The 14,024-nt window shown below is 48.7% G+C and carries 13 protein-coding genes, 2 tRNA genes and 1 rRNA gene; 6 read left to right on the top strand and 10 right to left on the bottom strand.

Annotated elements, in window-relative coordinates; all coding sequences use genetic code 11:
* Positions 1-163: 163 nt before the first annotated feature.
* A complete protein-coding gene (locus EP073_RS13230) occupies positions 164-949 on the top strand; it encodes an IclR family transcriptional regulator (protein ID WP_128467636.1) in 786 nt (261 codons plus the stop codon).
* A 201-nt stretch (positions 950-1,150) separates the two neighbouring features.
* Here EP073_RS13230 and EP073_RS13225 read toward each other — a convergent pair whose 3' ends face one another.
* The 10 genes from EP073_RS13225 to EP073_RS13180 all read right to left on the bottom strand — a co-directional run bounded on the left by EP073_RS13225 (position 1,151) and on the right by EP073_RS13180 (position 9,214).
* On the bottom strand, positions 1,151-1,453 hold the full coding sequence (locus tag EP073_RS13225) for a TM2 domain-containing protein (RefSeq protein ID WP_128467635.1): 303 nt from the start codon (positions 1,451-1,453) through the stop codon (positions 1,151-1,153).
* A 105-nt stretch (positions 1,454-1,558) separates the two neighbouring features.
* Positions 1,559-2,473 carry a protein translocase subunit SecF gene (gene secF / locus EP073_RS13220; protein ID WP_128467634.1) on the bottom strand — a complete coding sequence of 305 codons (915 nt, stop codon included), beginning with the start codon at positions 2,471-2,473 and terminating at the stop codon, positions 1,559-1,561.
* 12 nt (positions 2,474-2,485) lie between these two features.
* Positions 2,486-4,030 carry a protein translocase subunit SecD gene (gene secD, locus EP073_RS13215; protein WP_128467633.1) on the bottom strand — a complete coding sequence of 515 codons (1,545 nt, stop codon included), beginning with the start codon at positions 4,028-4,030 and terminating at the stop codon, positions 2,486-2,488.
* Positions 4,031-4,035: 5 nt separating this feature from the next.
* Complete coding sequence (gene yajC, locus EP073_RS13210) at positions 4,036-4,359, bottom strand: preprotein translocase subunit YajC (RefSeq protein ID WP_128467632.1); 324 nt, start codon at positions 4,357-4,359, stop codon at positions 4,036-4,038.
* Positions 4,352-5,473 carry a tRNA guanosine(34) transglycosylase Tgt gene (gene tgt / locus EP073_RS13205; RefSeq protein WP_128467631.1) on the bottom strand — a complete coding sequence of 374 codons (1,122 nt, stop codon included), beginning with the start codon at positions 5,471-5,473 and terminating at the stop codon, positions 4,352-4,354. The genes yajC and tgt overlap by 8 nt, the downstream gene beginning before the upstream one ends.
* 39 nt (positions 5,474-5,512) lie before the next feature.
* Positions 5,513-6,529: a tRNA preQ1(34) S-adenosylmethionine ribosyltransferase-isomerase QueA gene (gene queA / locus EP073_RS13200; RefSeq protein WP_128467630.1), complete on the bottom strand. Its 1,017-nt coding sequence runs from the start codon at positions 6,527-6,529 to the stop codon at positions 5,513-5,515.
* Positions 6,529-7,905, bottom strand: a complete 1,377-nt coding sequence (thrC, locus tag EP073_RS13195) for a threonine synthase (protein ID WP_128467629.1) — start codon at positions 7,903-7,905, stop codon at positions 6,529-6,531. Before thrC ends, queA begins: the two co-directional genes overlap by 1 nt.
* A gap of 5 nt (positions 7,906-7,910) precedes the next feature.
* On the bottom strand, positions 7,911-8,327 hold the full coding sequence (gene ndk / locus EP073_RS13190; RefSeq protein WP_128467628.1) for a nucleoside-diphosphate kinase: 417 nt from the start codon (positions 8,325-8,327) through the stop codon (positions 7,911-7,913).
* Positions 8,328-8,459: 132 nt separating this feature from the next.
* On the bottom strand, positions 8,460-8,804 hold the full coding sequence (locus tag EP073_RS13185) for a cupin domain-containing protein (protein WP_128467627.1): 345 nt from the start codon (positions 8,802-8,804) through the stop codon (positions 8,460-8,462).
* Entirely contained in the window at positions 8,801-9,214 is a 414-nt protein-coding gene (locus tag EP073_RS13180; RefSeq protein ID WP_128467626.1) for a rhodanese-like domain-containing protein, read from the bottom strand. Before EP073_RS13180 ends, EP073_RS13185 begins: the two co-directional genes overlap by 4 nt.
* A gap of 170 nt (positions 9,215-9,384) precedes the next feature.
* Between EP073_RS13180 and ispF the strand changes: the two genes are divergently transcribed.
* The 5 genes from ispF to EP073_RS13155 all read left to right on the top strand — a co-directional run bounded on the left by ispF (position 9,385) and on the right by EP073_RS13155 (position 13,640).
* On the top strand, positions 9,385-9,858 hold the full coding sequence (gene ispF / locus EP073_RS13175; protein WP_128467825.1) for a 2-C-methyl-D-erythritol 2,4-cyclodiphosphate synthase: 474 nt from the start codon (positions 9,385-9,387) through the stop codon (positions 9,856-9,858).
* Between the two features lie 15 nt (positions 9,859-9,873).
* Positions 9,874-10,992 carry an ABC transporter substrate-binding protein gene (locus EP073_RS13170; RefSeq protein WP_128467625.1) on the top strand — a complete coding sequence of 373 codons (1,119 nt, stop codon included), beginning with the start codon at positions 9,874-9,876 and terminating at the stop codon, positions 10,990-10,992.
* 587 nt (positions 10,993-11,579) lie between these two features.
* A 16S ribosomal RNA gene (locus EP073_RS13165) occupies positions 11,580-13,131 on the top strand.
* Between the two features lie 300 nt (positions 13,132-13,431).
* Positions 13,432-13,505, top strand: a tRNA-Ile gene (locus tag EP073_RS13160).
* 62 nt (positions 13,506-13,567) lie between these two features.
* Positions 13,568-13,640: transfer RNA gene (locus EP073_RS13155), tRNA-Ala, on the top strand.
* Positions 13,641-14,024: the final 384 nt, after the last annotated feature.

Here is a 14,024-nt window from a genome sequence, read left to right as displayed (position 1 = left end):
ATTATTTTTTTCAATAACAAAGAAAAAACTTGTTTTGTTTATAACGATATTTTATATTCTTTCAAACGTTAGCCTGTTATTATAAGAATAAACGTTGTATCTGTGCGGTTTCGCACACTATATGTTTCATTAGCCCGATTATGGGTTCTTAAAGGAGTATTTTATGGTTTATAAACCGGATGTAAAACCTGTCCAGTCAGTTTATCATGCGCTTCAGCTTTTTGAAGTGTTCAGGACTGCGGAAAATAAAGACGAGTTCGGCGTTACCGAACTCAGCAAGTCGCTTGGACTGCACAAAAACAATGTGTTCAGACTGCTTGCCACTCTCGCCTCCAGAGGCTACATAGAGCAGAACTTCAACACTGAGAACTACCGTCTCGGCATCGGGATATTCAACCTCGGGCAGAAGTTTGTGAGCAAACTCGGCATACTCAAGCTTTCCAGACCATTTATGGAAAAGATAGTGGCAGAGGTGAACGAATCGGTTTACATAGGAATACTCCGTGAAGGGAATGTAATCTATCTGGATATAGTTGAGACGAATCTTCCCGTCAGGGTGGTTTCCCGTGTGGGCAAGGATGTTCCCGCCTACTGCACTGCGATAGGAAAGGTTCAGCTCGCGTACTCATCTGAAGAAGAGATTAATAAAATATACATGGGCGCAAGACTTAAAAGATACACCGACAGCACAATCACGTCTCTGCCTATCCTTAAAAAAGAGCTTAAAGGGGTCGCAGAAGACGACTACGCTCTGGATAATCAGGAGTTTGAGGAGAGAGTGCGCTGCGTAGCTGTTCCTGTTAAGGATTATCTGGGAATACCGGTCGCGGCTCTCAGCGTTACCGGTCCTGCATGCCGCATGACGGATGAAAGGCTGATGAACCAGATTCTTCCTGTTGCCAGAAAATATGCCCGTGAGATAAGCAAGCGCTTAGGTTACCACGAATAGAAAATATCTGAGCCCCGCTTCGGCGGGGCTTGAATGTGTTTACAAAGGAATAAAAACCTGAGACTGCCGCGTCGCTTTGCTCCTCGCAGTGACGCAATTTCCTGTCATTGCGAACAACGTGAAGCAATCTCATCTATCCGTAATATCAGATTCCGAATTTATCATCAGTCTGAGCCCCGTTTCATCGGGGGCTTTTTAATGTCAGTTGTTGTATTTCGTATCGAATTCCTGATCGCTCATGAGGAGCAGGAATACTGATTCCGCTATTGCTATCAGCCCCGGAATGAATGTCCAGCAGAAGAGCAGATAAACGATCCCCCATCCGGTTCTCCCCAGATAAAACTTATGTATGCCGAATCCGCCCAAAAAGAACGCAAGCAGTGCAGCGGCAAGTCGGTTTCTCCCTTTCTGCGGGTATTGCCTCACTCCGCATTTGGGGCATATTTCAGCGTTTCGCCGTATGGTTTCCCCGCACTCGGCGCAGTATTTCGTATCGTATGACATATTATCCTCCGCACCAATTATACTACTGTCATAATGTAATTACATAAAAAAAGCCGCTCCTTTTTTCAAAGAAGCGGCTTTGGAATTCTAAAAATACAGAGGCAGTTAAGCTATGGCTTTAGTCTCTTTTTTTGCCATGAGCAGATAAACTATTGCCGCTGCAACACAAACAGATGAGTAGGTTCCGAAACCTATACCTATGAGAAGAGTAAAGGCGAATCCGTTAATTACCTCACCGCCGAAGAAGTAAAGGGCGATTACAGCAAAGAGTGTTGTGCCTGATGTGATTACTGTTCTGGTCAGCGTCTCATTGAGGCTTCTGTTCAGAACATCCTTAACGGAAAGGGACGAGCCGCCTTCCGCCTTGAGGTTCTCACGTACCCTGTCGAAAACTATAACAGTATCGTTGATTGAATAACCCACGATGGTGAGGATAGCCGCAACTATCGTAAGGTCTATCTCTTTGCCTGTAATGCTAAGTACGCCGAGGGTTATGATAACGTCATGGGCAAGTGCTGCCACAGCGCCGACTGCGTAGATGAGCCTGAAGCGCAGCGCAATGTAGATGAGCATGCCTATGAGAGCGTAGAAAACAGCGTATAAAGCCTTGGTTTTAAGCTGTTCGCCTACCTGCGGACCCACCTGCTCAATACGGACTATTTCAACTTTTTCGCTGTCGAAAGCCTGAACAAGAGCATTCTGTATATCTTTGGAGATAACATCAAGGTTTTTATCCAGCTTTTCCAGACGTATAAGAACATCATCTCCGTCTCCGAAGTTCTGGATTACCGCATCGCCGATTCCAGCGCTGTTTATGGCTTTCCTGATTTCATCAAGGTTCGGATCTTTTTCAAAGTGAGCCTGTATAACAGTGCCGCCGGCGAAGTCGATTCCGTAATTGAAGCCTTTGGAAAGCAGGATTCCGAAGCATAAAACAGTGAGTATTATGCTCACGGTAAAGTAGTACTTGGTGTAGGAGAGAAAGTCTATTTTTGTTCCGGGTTTAATTATCTCAAACATTTCATCCCCCTCCTATATGCTCACGGATTTTGTTTCGTTTCCGCCGAGTACGGTGGCGAAGACGGTTCTGGTGAAGAACAGCGCCGTGAAGAGGGACGCGAGAATACCGATGGAGAGCGTCACCGCGAAGCCTTTTATGGGTCCTGTCCCGAACTGGAAGAGAACCACGGCAGCGATGATTGTTGTTATATTCGAGTCAAGGATTGTTGAAAGGGCTTTTTCATAACCGTATTCAACGGCGTTGAGGGATGTTCTGCCTATTCGGAGTTCCTCCCTGATTCGTTCGTATATAAGAACGTTAGCGTCAACCGACATGGCGAGAGTAAGTATCATGCCCGCTATCCCCGGAAGGGTGAGCGTTGCCTGAAACTGGCTCATTACAGCGAATATCAGCAGGAAGTTGAAAAGTAGAGCCGCATTGGCGATGAGTCCGGACTTTCTGTAGTAAACGCCCATGAATATTATAACTGCCGCTATGCCTGCCAGAGCAGCCTTGAGACCGGAGTTGATGGAGTCCTGACCGAGGGAGGGTCCCACTGTCCTGTTCTCTTCAATGCTCACCGGAGCGGGGAGGCTGCCTGCTCTCAGAACAATGGCTATCTCCTTTGCTTCCTCAAGTGTGCCGATTCCGTCAATGATTGCGCTGCCGCCAGCGATTTTGGATTTGATCACGGGGGCGGAGTAAACGTTGTCGTCAAGCACTATTGCCATTCTTCTGTTTACGTTCTGCCCTGTGACCTCTTCAAACAGCTTGCTTCCTGCGGAATCCAGAGTGAACTGGACAGCGGGAAGGTTGTTCTGCGTGAACGATACGGAGGCGTCAACAAGGTAGTCACCGGTGAGAACAGCCTCTCTTTTTACTACAAAGGGAACGCTGCTCAGCACCTTACCGGTGTTTTTATCTGTAACTTTCTGATAAAGAAGGATAGAGTCAAAGGGTATATTGCCGCTGACCGCATCTTCGGGGTTCACTGTTTCGTTTACGATGTGAAACTTGAGCTGGGCTGTTCTGCCGATGAGGCTGATTGCTCTCTCCGGATCAGTTATGCCCGGAAGCTGAACAACAACCTGATTCTGTCCCTGACGCTGGATAACGGGCTCGGTAACACCGAACTGGTCGATCCTGTTTCTTACAACCTCAAGGGACTGCTCAACGGCGTATTCCTTGATCTGTTTGACAGCGGCATTGTTGAAGCGGTAGCTGAGGATATTGTTGCCGGATGATGCCACAGCTTCGAGGGTGTCGTATCTGTCAGATATGATTTTTTTGACCTTGTCAGCATCATCCGTGTTGTTGAGGGCGATGTTGATTCTGCCTTTATTATCCATCTGCACATAGCCGAAGTTGACCGATTCAGCGGCGAGTTCCTTTCTGATCTTTACAGTAAAGCCTTCAAGTCTTCCTTCAACCGCTTTGTCGGTGTCCACGCCGAGAACGACGTGCATACCGCCCTGAAGATCCAGCCCGAGTTTCATATTCTTGCCGTAAGGCAGAACTGAAATAACAGCCCAGACCGCTACAATCAAAATGATGATCCATCTGGTCCTTAGTTTCATTAGGTTTATTTCTCCCCGGCGGCAGCGGAGGCAACACTTGCCACACCGCTTTTAGCGGATTTGACTTTAACGCCGTCAGCAATTTCAACTATGAAGGTGTTCTGATCGGCGACCCTGTCTATTTTACCGTAGATACCTCCGGCAAGGATAACTTCGTCGCCTGCTTTAAGCGCATCGAGCATTTGAGCGTGTTTTTTCTGTCTTTTCTGCTGAGGTCTGATAAGCAGGAAGTAGAATATCGCAAAAATGAGAATAAGTGGCAGAAGCTGTATTAATGCTCCGCCCTGTCCGGGCTGTGCGTTTGCAGCCAACATAGTACCGTTAAACATTGTCTCCTCCGAAAGTAATTTTATCCAGAATTTCCTTTTTGAAATCCTCAAAGAACCCATTATTTATAGCATTTCTTGCCCGTTTTACAAGAGAAAGATAGAAATGCAGATTGTGGATGGAATTGAGCTTCAGAGCCAGAAGCTCACCTGTTTTATACAGGTGTCTTAAGTACCCGCGGGAGAAGTTCCGGCATGTGTAACAGCCGCATTCAGCGTCCACCGGTTCATCCGAAAGCCTGTACCTAGCCGCTTTTATATGAAGCTTGCCGCTGTTTGTGAAAAGCAGGGCGTTTCGGGCGTTTCTCGTGGGCATCACACAGTCAAACATGTCTATGCCGCGCTCTATTCCGTTCAGCAGATCCTCAGGCGTGCCTACCCCCATCAGATAACGGGGCTTGTCCGCTGGCATATGATCCGTGATGAAGTCCGCAATCTCATACATGGTCGGAATATCTTCCCCGACGCTGAGTCCGCCGATCGCGAACCCTTCAAAGGGAAGGGCGCATATCTGTTCGGCGCTGCGTCTGCGCAGATCGGGGAATACGCCGCCCTGAATTATGCCGAACAGCGCCTGATCGTCTCTTGTTTTAGCCTTGAGACATCTCTCCGCCCAGCGGGTGGTAAGCTCAAGTGACTTCTCCACATATATCTTCTCGCTGGGGTAAGGCACGCACTCGTCGAACGCCATCATTATATCAGCGCCGATCTTCTGCTGTATCTCTATCGACTTCTCCGGTGAAAGAAAAAGTTTGCTTCCATCAAGATGTGAACGGAACTCCACGCCCTCTTCGCCTATTTTGTTAAGCTTGGCGAGGCTGAAAACCTGAAACCCGCCGCTGTCTGTCAATGTGGGCTTATTCCACGAATTAAACTTCGCAAGTCCGCCGAAATGCGCCACTGTGTCTTCTCCCGGGCGGAGGTGGAGGTGGTAGGTATTGCCGAGAATAATCTGTGCGCCTATTTCGTCCAGCTCACGGGGGGCAACCCCCTTCACCGAGCCCACAGTGCCCACGGGCATGAATATAGGCGTCTCTATCTCACCGTGCGGAGTGACTATCCGCCCCGCTCTGGCTTTCGATTTTTCGCTTGTTTTTTCAAGTGTGAATTCAAACATTATATTTCCTGTTCGTAGTTTTTAAAATTTGGATCAGTCTTACCTTATGAACATAGCGTCGCCGTAGCTGAAGAATCTGTATCTTTCTGCCACTGCGTGTGCGTAAGCGTTCAGCATAGACTCCCGTCCTGCGAAGGCGCAGACGAGAACGAACAGCGTCGATTTGGGCAGGTGGAAGTTTGTTATGAGAGCGTCCGCAGCCTTGAAGGAGTAGCCCGGTTTTATAAAAATGTCTGTTTCTCCGCTTCCCGCATGCACTGTGCCGTTTCCGTCAGTGACCGATTCCATGGTGCGCATCGCCGTTGTTCCCACGCAGATAAGTTTCTTTCCGCTTTTCCTGAGACTGTTTATTCTATCCGCCGTTTCACTGCTCACGTGATAGCGCTCGGTGTGCATGCGGTGGTCTTCCAGATGATCCGCCTTCATAGGGCGGAACGTACCTATGCCCACATCAAGGGAAACCTCAAGGATTTCAACACCCTTATTCCGCAGTCCGTTCAGTGTGTCTTCAGTGAAGTGCAGTCCTGCGGTGGGCGCTGCCACTGATTTTGCTTCCTTGGCGTATACCGTCTGATAGCGGATCTTATCCTCTTCGCTGTCATTTCTGCGGATATACGGGGGAAGGGGAACATGCCCCCATCTTTCCATAACCTCTTCCGGTGAGTGGGTGAGGAATCGGATCATGCGGAGCCCGTCATCAAGAAATTTTTCGATTCTGATTACAGCTTCGCCGACAGTTACCTCTGTCCCTTCTTTCACCTTGCCTCCTGTGAGGGCTGTGAAGGAATCTGACGAGGTTTTATTCAGCAGAAAGACTTCCACCCTGCCGCCTGTGGGCTTAAAGCCCTCAAGACGTGCGTTCATCACACGGGTGTTATTGATAACAATGAAATATTCATCGGTGATAAGTTCGGTAATATCCCGGAAAAGCAGATCCTGAACAGAACCCTTCCTGTCGGCGAGAAGCAGGCGTGAAGCGCCCCTTGTCTCAGGAGGATGCTGGGCTATAAGTTCTTCGGGGAGCGGAAAATCGAACAGTTCCGCCGGAGTCTTCATCAAACGTTCCGTCTTATGAATTCCTTAACAGTTTCAGTATCTTTCGGTATGTCGGCAACCTTTCTGGGCAGACCCTCAAGTCTGATTATCCCTGCGGGCTTTTCGGGTGCCTTGCCAGCTGCCTTCATAACCACATCAGGGAACTTCGCCGGATGAGCGGTGGAAAGACATATAACAGGCGATTCGGTTTTGAGTTTAAGTCCTGCCGCCACTCCGCATGCGGTGTGCGGGTCGATTATGTAGCCTGTGCTTTTATAGAAGGAGGCTATGACCGCCTCTGTCTCTTCATTTGCGGCGGAGTATGTGCCGAACTCCTGCTGAACCTTGGCTATGTCCGCTGCGGGGAATTTTATCCCCTTTTCAGTTTTCAGGGTTTTCATAAGCTCTTCAACCTTGGAGGCGTCTTTATCATAGAAGAAATAGAGGTAACGCTCAAAGTTGCTTGCTATCTGTATATCCATTGAGGGGCTGTAAGTCGCCACAACCTCTTTGGCTGTATAATCCCCGTCGTTTATGAAGCGGCTGAGGATATTGTTTTCATTTGTTGCGAGTATAAATTTTTCGACGGGCAGCCCCATGAGTTTTGCGTAATATCCGGCGAATATGTTTCCGAAGTTGCCTGTGGGGACAATGAAGATCGGCTTTCTGCCGTTTTCCGCCGCACGGAACGAACACCAGAAGTAATATACTATCTGCGCCAGAACCCGTGCCCAGTTTATGGAGTTTACAGCGCCGAGTGAGAAGTCATGCTTGAATTTCAGGTCGCCGAAGATCTCTTTGACTATGTCCTGACAGTCGTCAAATGTTCCATCAAGCGCAAGATTGAAAACATTTTCATCAGTGACCGAGGTCATCTGCATCTCCTGAACGGGGCTTACCCTGCCCTTGGGGTGCAGAATGAAGATTCGGATGTTTTTGCGTCCGCGCACACCGTAAATTGCCGCGCTGCCTGTGTCGCCGCTGGTGGCGCCGACTATATTGAGCTTTTCGCCTCTTTCCTCAAGTATGTGTTCAAACAGGTTCCCGAGGAACTGGAGAGCAATGTCCTTGAAGGCAAAGGTCGGGCCGTGGAAAATTTCCGCTATATACAGCCCGCCTTTTCTGACAACGGGGATAACCTCCTCCGTGTCGAAGGCGGCATAGCTTTTCTCAATAATATCTTTCAGCTTCGCGGGCTCAATGTCCGTGGCGAAGCGGCTTATGATCCCGTAAGCAAGCGAGGGATAGTCCAGCGCCGAAAGCTTTGTCAGCTCATCCGCAGTGAATGCGGGAACACTTTCAGGCACAAGCAGACCGCCGTCATCGGCGAGTCCCATCATAACCGCGTCTTTAAAAGAAACAGCGGGAACCTTCCCCCGTGTGCTTACGTATCTCATAATTATTAACCTACAAGCTCAAGTGCTGAGAAGAAGTATGCAATTTCGGTTGCAGCGGTTTCGGGAGCGTCTGAACCGTGAGTGGCGTTGTTGTCGATGTTTTTGCCGAATTCCTTTCTGAGCGTGCCTTCCGCTGCTTCGGCGGGGTTGGTGGCGCCCATAAGGTTTCTCCATTCTTTGATGGCTCCGTCTTTTTCAAGAACCATAACCACACAGGGTCCGCTGCTCATGAAGCTGGTGAGATCATTGAAGAAGGGTCTTGCGCTGTGAACGGCATAGAAGCCCTCTGCCTGTTTCTTTGACATGAATATTTTTTTGATGGCAACTATTTTGAAGCCTTCCTGCTCTATGCGGGCAAGGATTCTACCTGTGAAGCCGGCGGCTGTTGCGTCAGGTTTTACGATTGCGAAAGTTCTTTCCATTTCAGACCTCCATATACTAAAGCAAGCTATATAAACAGATGTGAGGGGAAAAATCAACCGTTTCAGGCGGGATTTGAGGGAAAAGGGAAGGGCGGCGTTTTAAAAGCCGCCGTTTTATATAAAAATCTTCTTTTATTCCAGTATGAGAGCGAGAAATGACAGATTTTTGTCAGTCTTGTTGGCTATGGAGTGCGCCTCGCCTTTGTTGGTGATCATCATATCACCGGGTGTGAGCACGTCTTCACGTCCGTTATCGTTCACTTCGGCAAACCCGTCCAGAAGAACGTATATCTCCATATCATTTTCGTGGAAGTGATAACCAACGGATGCCTCGGGCGGAAGATCCATGAAGGCGAAAGCCATGATCTGTCCTCCGTACTGCTTTGCCGCCTCATAGGGGATCTGCACGGCGGTTCCTGTTCCCCCTCTTGGTTTTTCGATGTGCTTTGCCTCAATATCGCTTACGCGTACTATCATATAGCCTCCTTGGGTTTATACACGGAAGTATAAATCATCTGAGCGTCAAGATAGTATAAATTATCTGTTTTGTAACCTTTTTCCTTGAGGAACTGATAGGCTAATCGGCACTCCCTGCCGGACTTGCAGTAAAGGACTGTCCTGCGTTCGTCCAGCAGTTCACCCGCCAGATTGCGGAAGGCACGGGGAGGTATATTTTCTGCTCCCTTCAGATGGTGCATTCTGAAATGAGCAGAGTCTGATAAATCTATCAGCCGGAGATTCTGCTTGGTTTTGAGCATGTGCATCAAATCATCAAAATCTATTGCGCCGGTTTCAATATCCTCTCTGCGGGTCATAGAGGAATAGATGAGGGAAAAGATAACAAGCAGCAAAGCGCCGCCCAGCCCGATTAATAAACTTTGAAGCATAAAAAACCCCGTGAACGCACGTTCTTAACTAATTATGCACAAATGATTTTAAAAAATAAAGAGGAAATGAACGCATGAATAAAAAAGGTTTTTAAAAAAACATTGTACAGTTTTTGCGGTTCCTATTAAAATCATGTATCATTCCGGATAAGGAGTTTGCGCAGTTGAAGATAAGAGTGGGGAACGGGCTCGACGCTCACAGGTTTGCGGAAGAGAGAAGACTGATAGTCGGCGGAGTTGATATACCCTATGATAAAGGGCTGGCGGGGCACAGCGATGCGGACGTTCTTCTTCACGCTGTCACGGACGCCATAGCCGGAGCGGCGCTGCATACTGATATAGGCGGGCTGTTTCCGGATACGGACAATAAATATAAAGGGATTGATTCCCGCATTCTTCTCAGGGAGGCGGTGCGTCTCGCCGCTGAGAAAGGATGGAGAGTGGTTAACTCCGATTCCGTTATAATAGCTCAGGCGCCGAAGATGGCTCCATATATATATGATATGCGTAAGAACATCGCTGAAGATCTCGGTATAGATATTGATGAGGTCAGCGTGAAGGCAACAACAACGGAAAAGATGGGTTTTACCGGCAGGGGCGAAGGGATCGCCGCCTCCGCGACCGTTCTTATAGAAAAAATCTAATTTATTGAGGTTAATATGAAGAAGGTATTGGTTTTCTTACTGCTTCTGGCATCAGCTTCCGCTTTTGCCGGAACAATCAAGCTTGGCGCTTTGTTCTCCGTCACAGGTCCCGCAGGTTATCTCGGACTGCCGGAAAAGCAGACAGTCGAAATGCTGGCGGATCAGATTAACGCTGCCGGAGGCATCAACGGCGATAAGATAGAGCTTGTTTTTTATGACACACAGGGGGATGAAAACAGAACCCTCAGTTACTTTAAACGTCTTGCCGCAAAGGATAAGGTCGTGGCTGTCCTCGGGCCCACAAGAACAGGCTCTACTCTGGTTATTAAGGATCTTGCTGAGAAATTCAGGCTCCCGCTTATCTCCTGCGCCACAAGCCAGCAGATAGTCACTCCTGTAAATAAGTATGTTTTCAAGACAGCTCAGTCAGATACCCTCGTTGTGGAAAAGCTGTTTGAGCATCTTGTGAAAATCGGCAAAAAGAAGATAGCAATCATAACTGAGCAGAGCGGCTACGGCACGACAGGCAGAGACGCTCTGCTTGAGGTTGCGCCCAAATACGGCGTTAATATTGCTGTTGAGGAAAAATTCCGTGATACTGACAAGGATATGACAAGCCAGCTTGCCAAAATCAAGGCTGCCGGTGTGGATGCTGTCATATGCTGGGGCGTGGGACCCGCGCCCGCGATCATAGCCCGCAACGCCAAGGCTCTCGGTATGGGCAATATATATATGACGCAGGGAGCCGCTTCCGCTAAGTTCATTGAACTTGCAGGCGACGCGGCGGACGGCATCAAGCTCACCGCTGGAAGAATTATCGTCGCCGAACAACTTCCCGAAGGCGACAGATATAAGAAGGTGCTCATGGATTACAAAAAGAACTTTGAGTCAAGGTTCAACGCTCCTGTAAGCGCATTCGGCGGACACGCTTATGATGCGTTCCATATATTTAAGACAGCCTATGAGAAGTCAAAGGGCGACCTGAGCAGGCTTCCCGCCGAGATTGAAAAGGTGAAAGGGTTCATCGGTATAGCAGGTGAGTTTAATATGTCGCCGACGGATCACACGGGACTCACTAAGGACGCCTTTGTAATTGTTGAGATCAAAAACGGGAAGTTCATTCTTGCCGAATAGTTAAATGATTGGTAGACAGGTATAAATAAAATAAGTCAAAGTTTCTGAAATAAACGGTTGACTTCTGTCCGCCGTTTTCGTATAACTACCTTCCGCCGCACAGAAGACCGTGTTGCGGAAGGGCTTAAAACCCTGATGAGAAAGACGAAAAAAAGTCAAAAGTTTTCTTAGAAACCTGTTGACTTCCACCCCGGCTTTCTTTATAACAATCTTCCGCTGAGAGCCGGGCTTGATTGCTGCGGGCGAGAGCGGGTGAGAGATTACGAGAGTGTTTGACAGAAGAATAACTTGTTAAGGCTGTTAACAAATTTTTTAAAAAAAGTTGTTGACTTCCTAAGCGGAATTTCTTATAACTACCTTCCCCTGAGCGTTGAGCTTGGATGTTTCGAGGTGAGAGGGGAGAGTGTTAGAAAGCAGGATATTTCGTTTAGGGTTTCGGTTAAAAACTTTTAGAAAAAAGTGGTTGACAATCTGAGCGGGATTCTTTATAAAGTTCTTCCGCCGCCTGAGAGGGCGGGGAGAAAAAGCAGTTGTTTGACATTAGAATAGGCCGGTCCGAGAAAAGGATAAAGAGAATAACATGAGTTTGGATGGAGAGTTTGATCCTGGCTCAGAACGAACGCTGGCGGCGTGCTTAACACATGCAAGTCTAGGGGAATTCGCTTTCGGGCGATAGTACACTGGCGAACGGGTGAGTAACGCGTGAGGAACCTACCCTGAAGATTGGGACAACACAGAGAAATTTGTGCTAATACCGGATAAGCCCACGTACTTAGTTGTGTGTGGGAAAAGACGGGGTAACCTGTCGCTTTGGGATGGCCTCGCGTGCCATTAGCTAGTTGGTAGGGTAATGGCCTACCAAGGCTACGATGGCTAGGCGGCCTGAGAGGGTGGCCGCCCACACTGGAACTGAGACACGGTCCAGACTCCTACGGGAGGCAGCAGTGGGGAATTTTGCGCAATGACCGAAAGGTTGACGCAGCAACGCCGCGTGTATGATGAAGGCTTTCGGGTCGTAAAGTACTTTCAGTGGGGAAGAATGGCATGAGGAGTAACTGCCTTGTGATTGACGGTACCCACAGAAGCAGCCCCGGCTAACTCCGTGCCAGCAGCCGCGGTAATACGGAGGGGGCAAGCGTTGTTCGGAGTCACTGGGCGTAAAGAGCTCGTAGGCGGCGATGTAAGTCGGGAGTTAAAGGCAACAGCTCAACTGTTGTAGGGCTTCTGAAACTACATTGCTAGAGTACCAGAGAGGTATGCGGAATTCCCTGTGTAGCGGTGAAATGCGTAGATATAGGGAGGAACACCGGTTGCGAAGGCGGCATACTGGCTGGTAACTGACGCTGAGGAGCGAAAGCGTGGGTAGCAAACAGGATTAGATACCCTGGTAGTCCACGCTGTAAACGATGGATGCTAGGTGTTGGATGTAACCACATTCAGTGCCGAAGCTAACGCATTAAGCATCCCGCCTGGGGAGTACGGTCGCAAGACTGAAACTCAAAGGAATTGACGGGGGCCCGCACAAGCGGTGGAGCACGTGGTTTAATTCGATGCTAACCGCAGAACCTTACCCGGGTTTGACATCTTCAAAATACGATAGAGATATTGTAGTGCTTACTTTCAGTAAGAATTGAATGACAGGTGCTGCATGGCTGTCGTCAGCTCGTGCCGTGAGGTGTTGGGTTAAGTCCCGCAACGAGCGCAACCCCTGCTTTTAGTTGCCATCGGGTCAAGCCGGGCACTCTAGAGGAACAGCCGTCGACAAGGCGGAGGAAGGTGGGGACGACGTCAAGTCATCATGGCCCTTATGTCCGGGGCTACACACGTGCTACAATGGCGTATACAGAGGGCAGCGAGACAGTGATGTTAAGCGAATCCCAGAAAGTACGCCTCAGTTCAGATTGTAGTCTGCAACTCGACTACATGAAGTCGGAATCGCTAGTAATCGCAGGTCAGCAAAACTGCGGTGAATACGTTCCCGGGCCTTGTACACACCGCCCGTCACACCACGGGAGTCGACCGTACCTGAAGCCGGTGGCCTAACCTTTTAGGAGGGAGCCGTCTATGGTATAGTTGGTAACTGGGGTGAAGTCGTAACAAGGTAGCCGTACCGGAAGGTGTGGCTGGATCACCTCCTTTTTAAGGAAAGAATCAAAAAAATCCTAAAACCCTCTCCATTGGGTATTAGGTTTCTAAGATAACTATCTCGGACCGGCCTTAATTATTTATATAAGGCGTAAGTAGGCCTGCTAACTGAAAGGTGCTTGAAGAGACTTTGCCGAAGTACTTCAGGACACAGGATGTGTCCCGTGGAGCGCGCACCGCAGCGAATGCGAGGAGCGCAAGCGAAACGAGAGCAGCAAGGAGCTTTGCTCCGCAGGCTGCGAGTGAGAAAAAAGTTCATGAAGAACCTTTTTTCGAGCATCTTTTAGTTAGTAGGGGCCTATAGCTCAGACGGTTAGAGCGCACGCCTGATAAGCGTGAGGTCGGTGGTTCGAGTCCACCTAGGCCCATGTTATTAAGGTTTAAAGCTAATGCTGGCTTAGAGAGTTGGTATTAGTTGTAAGTCTTACCCGGGGGTGTAGCTCAGCTGGGAGAGCACCGCCCTTGCAAGGCGGGGGTCAGGAGTTCGATCCTCCTCACCTCCATTTAACAATCCAAAATTTACCATCCATGGAAATTTTGGATACATGCTCGCGGATTGCGAAGCAATCCTTCGCTACACACGGTGAGTTTCCTTTTTTGGAAACTTTAGTTAAGCCGAGTCTGTTAAGTTAGATGGCGATGGGTAGGTGATGTTGTTTGAAAGTTGTTTAGTAAGGTTATGAAGTTAATTCATAGTCTCATTGAGTAACTTGGAAACGGGTTATAGGGTACACGATGTACCCCACGGAGCGCGCACGGTAGCGAATGCGAGGAGCGCAGGCGAAGTGAGAGCAGAAAGGAGCTTTGCTCCGCATGCTGCGAGTGAGTAAAAAGTTCAGGACGAATTTTTTAGGAACTATAGTGTTTGAAAATTGAATAGGCTGTAA

It is taken from the genome of Geovibrio thiophilus (genome assembly GCF_004087915.1).
Taxonomy (GTDB): Bacteria; Chrysiogenota; Deferribacteres; order Deferribacterales; family Geovibrionaceae; genus Geovibrio; species Geovibrio thiophilus.
The sequence above is the reverse complement of the archived record's forward strand: the minus strand, read 5'-3'. Positions and strand labels throughout refer to the sequence as shown.

Bases quoted from the DNA above. Each gene is read 5' to 3' on its own strand.
- EP073_RS13230 (WP_128467636.1), top strand. From the start codon at position 164: ATGGTTTATAAACCGGATGTAAAACCTGTCCAGTCAGTTTATCATGCG.
- EP073_RS13225 (WP_128467635.1), bottom strand. From the start codon at position 1,453: ATGTCATACGATACGAAATACTGCGCCGAGTGCGGGGAAACCATACGG.
- secF (WP_128467634.1), bottom strand. From the start codon at position 2,473: ATGTTTGAGATAATTAAACCCGGAACAAAAATAGACTTTCTCTCCTAC.
- secD (WP_128467633.1), bottom strand. From the start codon at position 4,030: ATGAAACTAAGGACCAGATGGATCATCATTTTGATTGTAGCGGTCTGG.
- yajC (WP_128467632.1), bottom strand. From the start codon at position 4,359: ATGTTTAACGGTACTATGTTGGCTGCAAACGCACAGCCCGGACAGGGC.
- tgt (WP_128467631.1), bottom strand. From the start codon at position 5,473: ATGTTTGAATTCACACTTGAAAAAACAAGCGAAAAATCGAAAGCCAGA.
- queA (WP_128467630.1), bottom strand. From the start codon at position 6,529: ATGAAGACTCCGGCGGAACTGTTCGATTTTCCGCTCCCCGAAGAACTT.
- thrC (WP_128467629.1), bottom strand. From the start codon at position 7,905: ATGAGATACGTAAGCACACGGGGGAAGGTTCCCGCTGTTTCTTTTAAA.
- ndk (WP_128467628.1), bottom strand. From the start codon at position 8,327: ATGGAAAGAACTTTCGCAATCGTAAAACCTGACGCAACAGCCGCCGGC.
- EP073_RS13185 (WP_128467627.1), bottom strand. From the start codon at position 8,804: ATGATAGTACGCGTAAGCGATATTGAGGCAAAGCACATCGAAAAACCA.
- EP073_RS13180 (WP_128467626.1), bottom strand. From the start codon at position 9,214: ATGCTTCAAAGTTTATTAATCGGGCTGGGCGGCGCTTTGCTGCTTGTT.
- EP073_RS13170 (WP_128467625.1), top strand. From the start codon at position 9,874: ATGAAGAAGGTATTGGTTTTCTTACTGCTTCTGGCATCAGCTTCCGCT.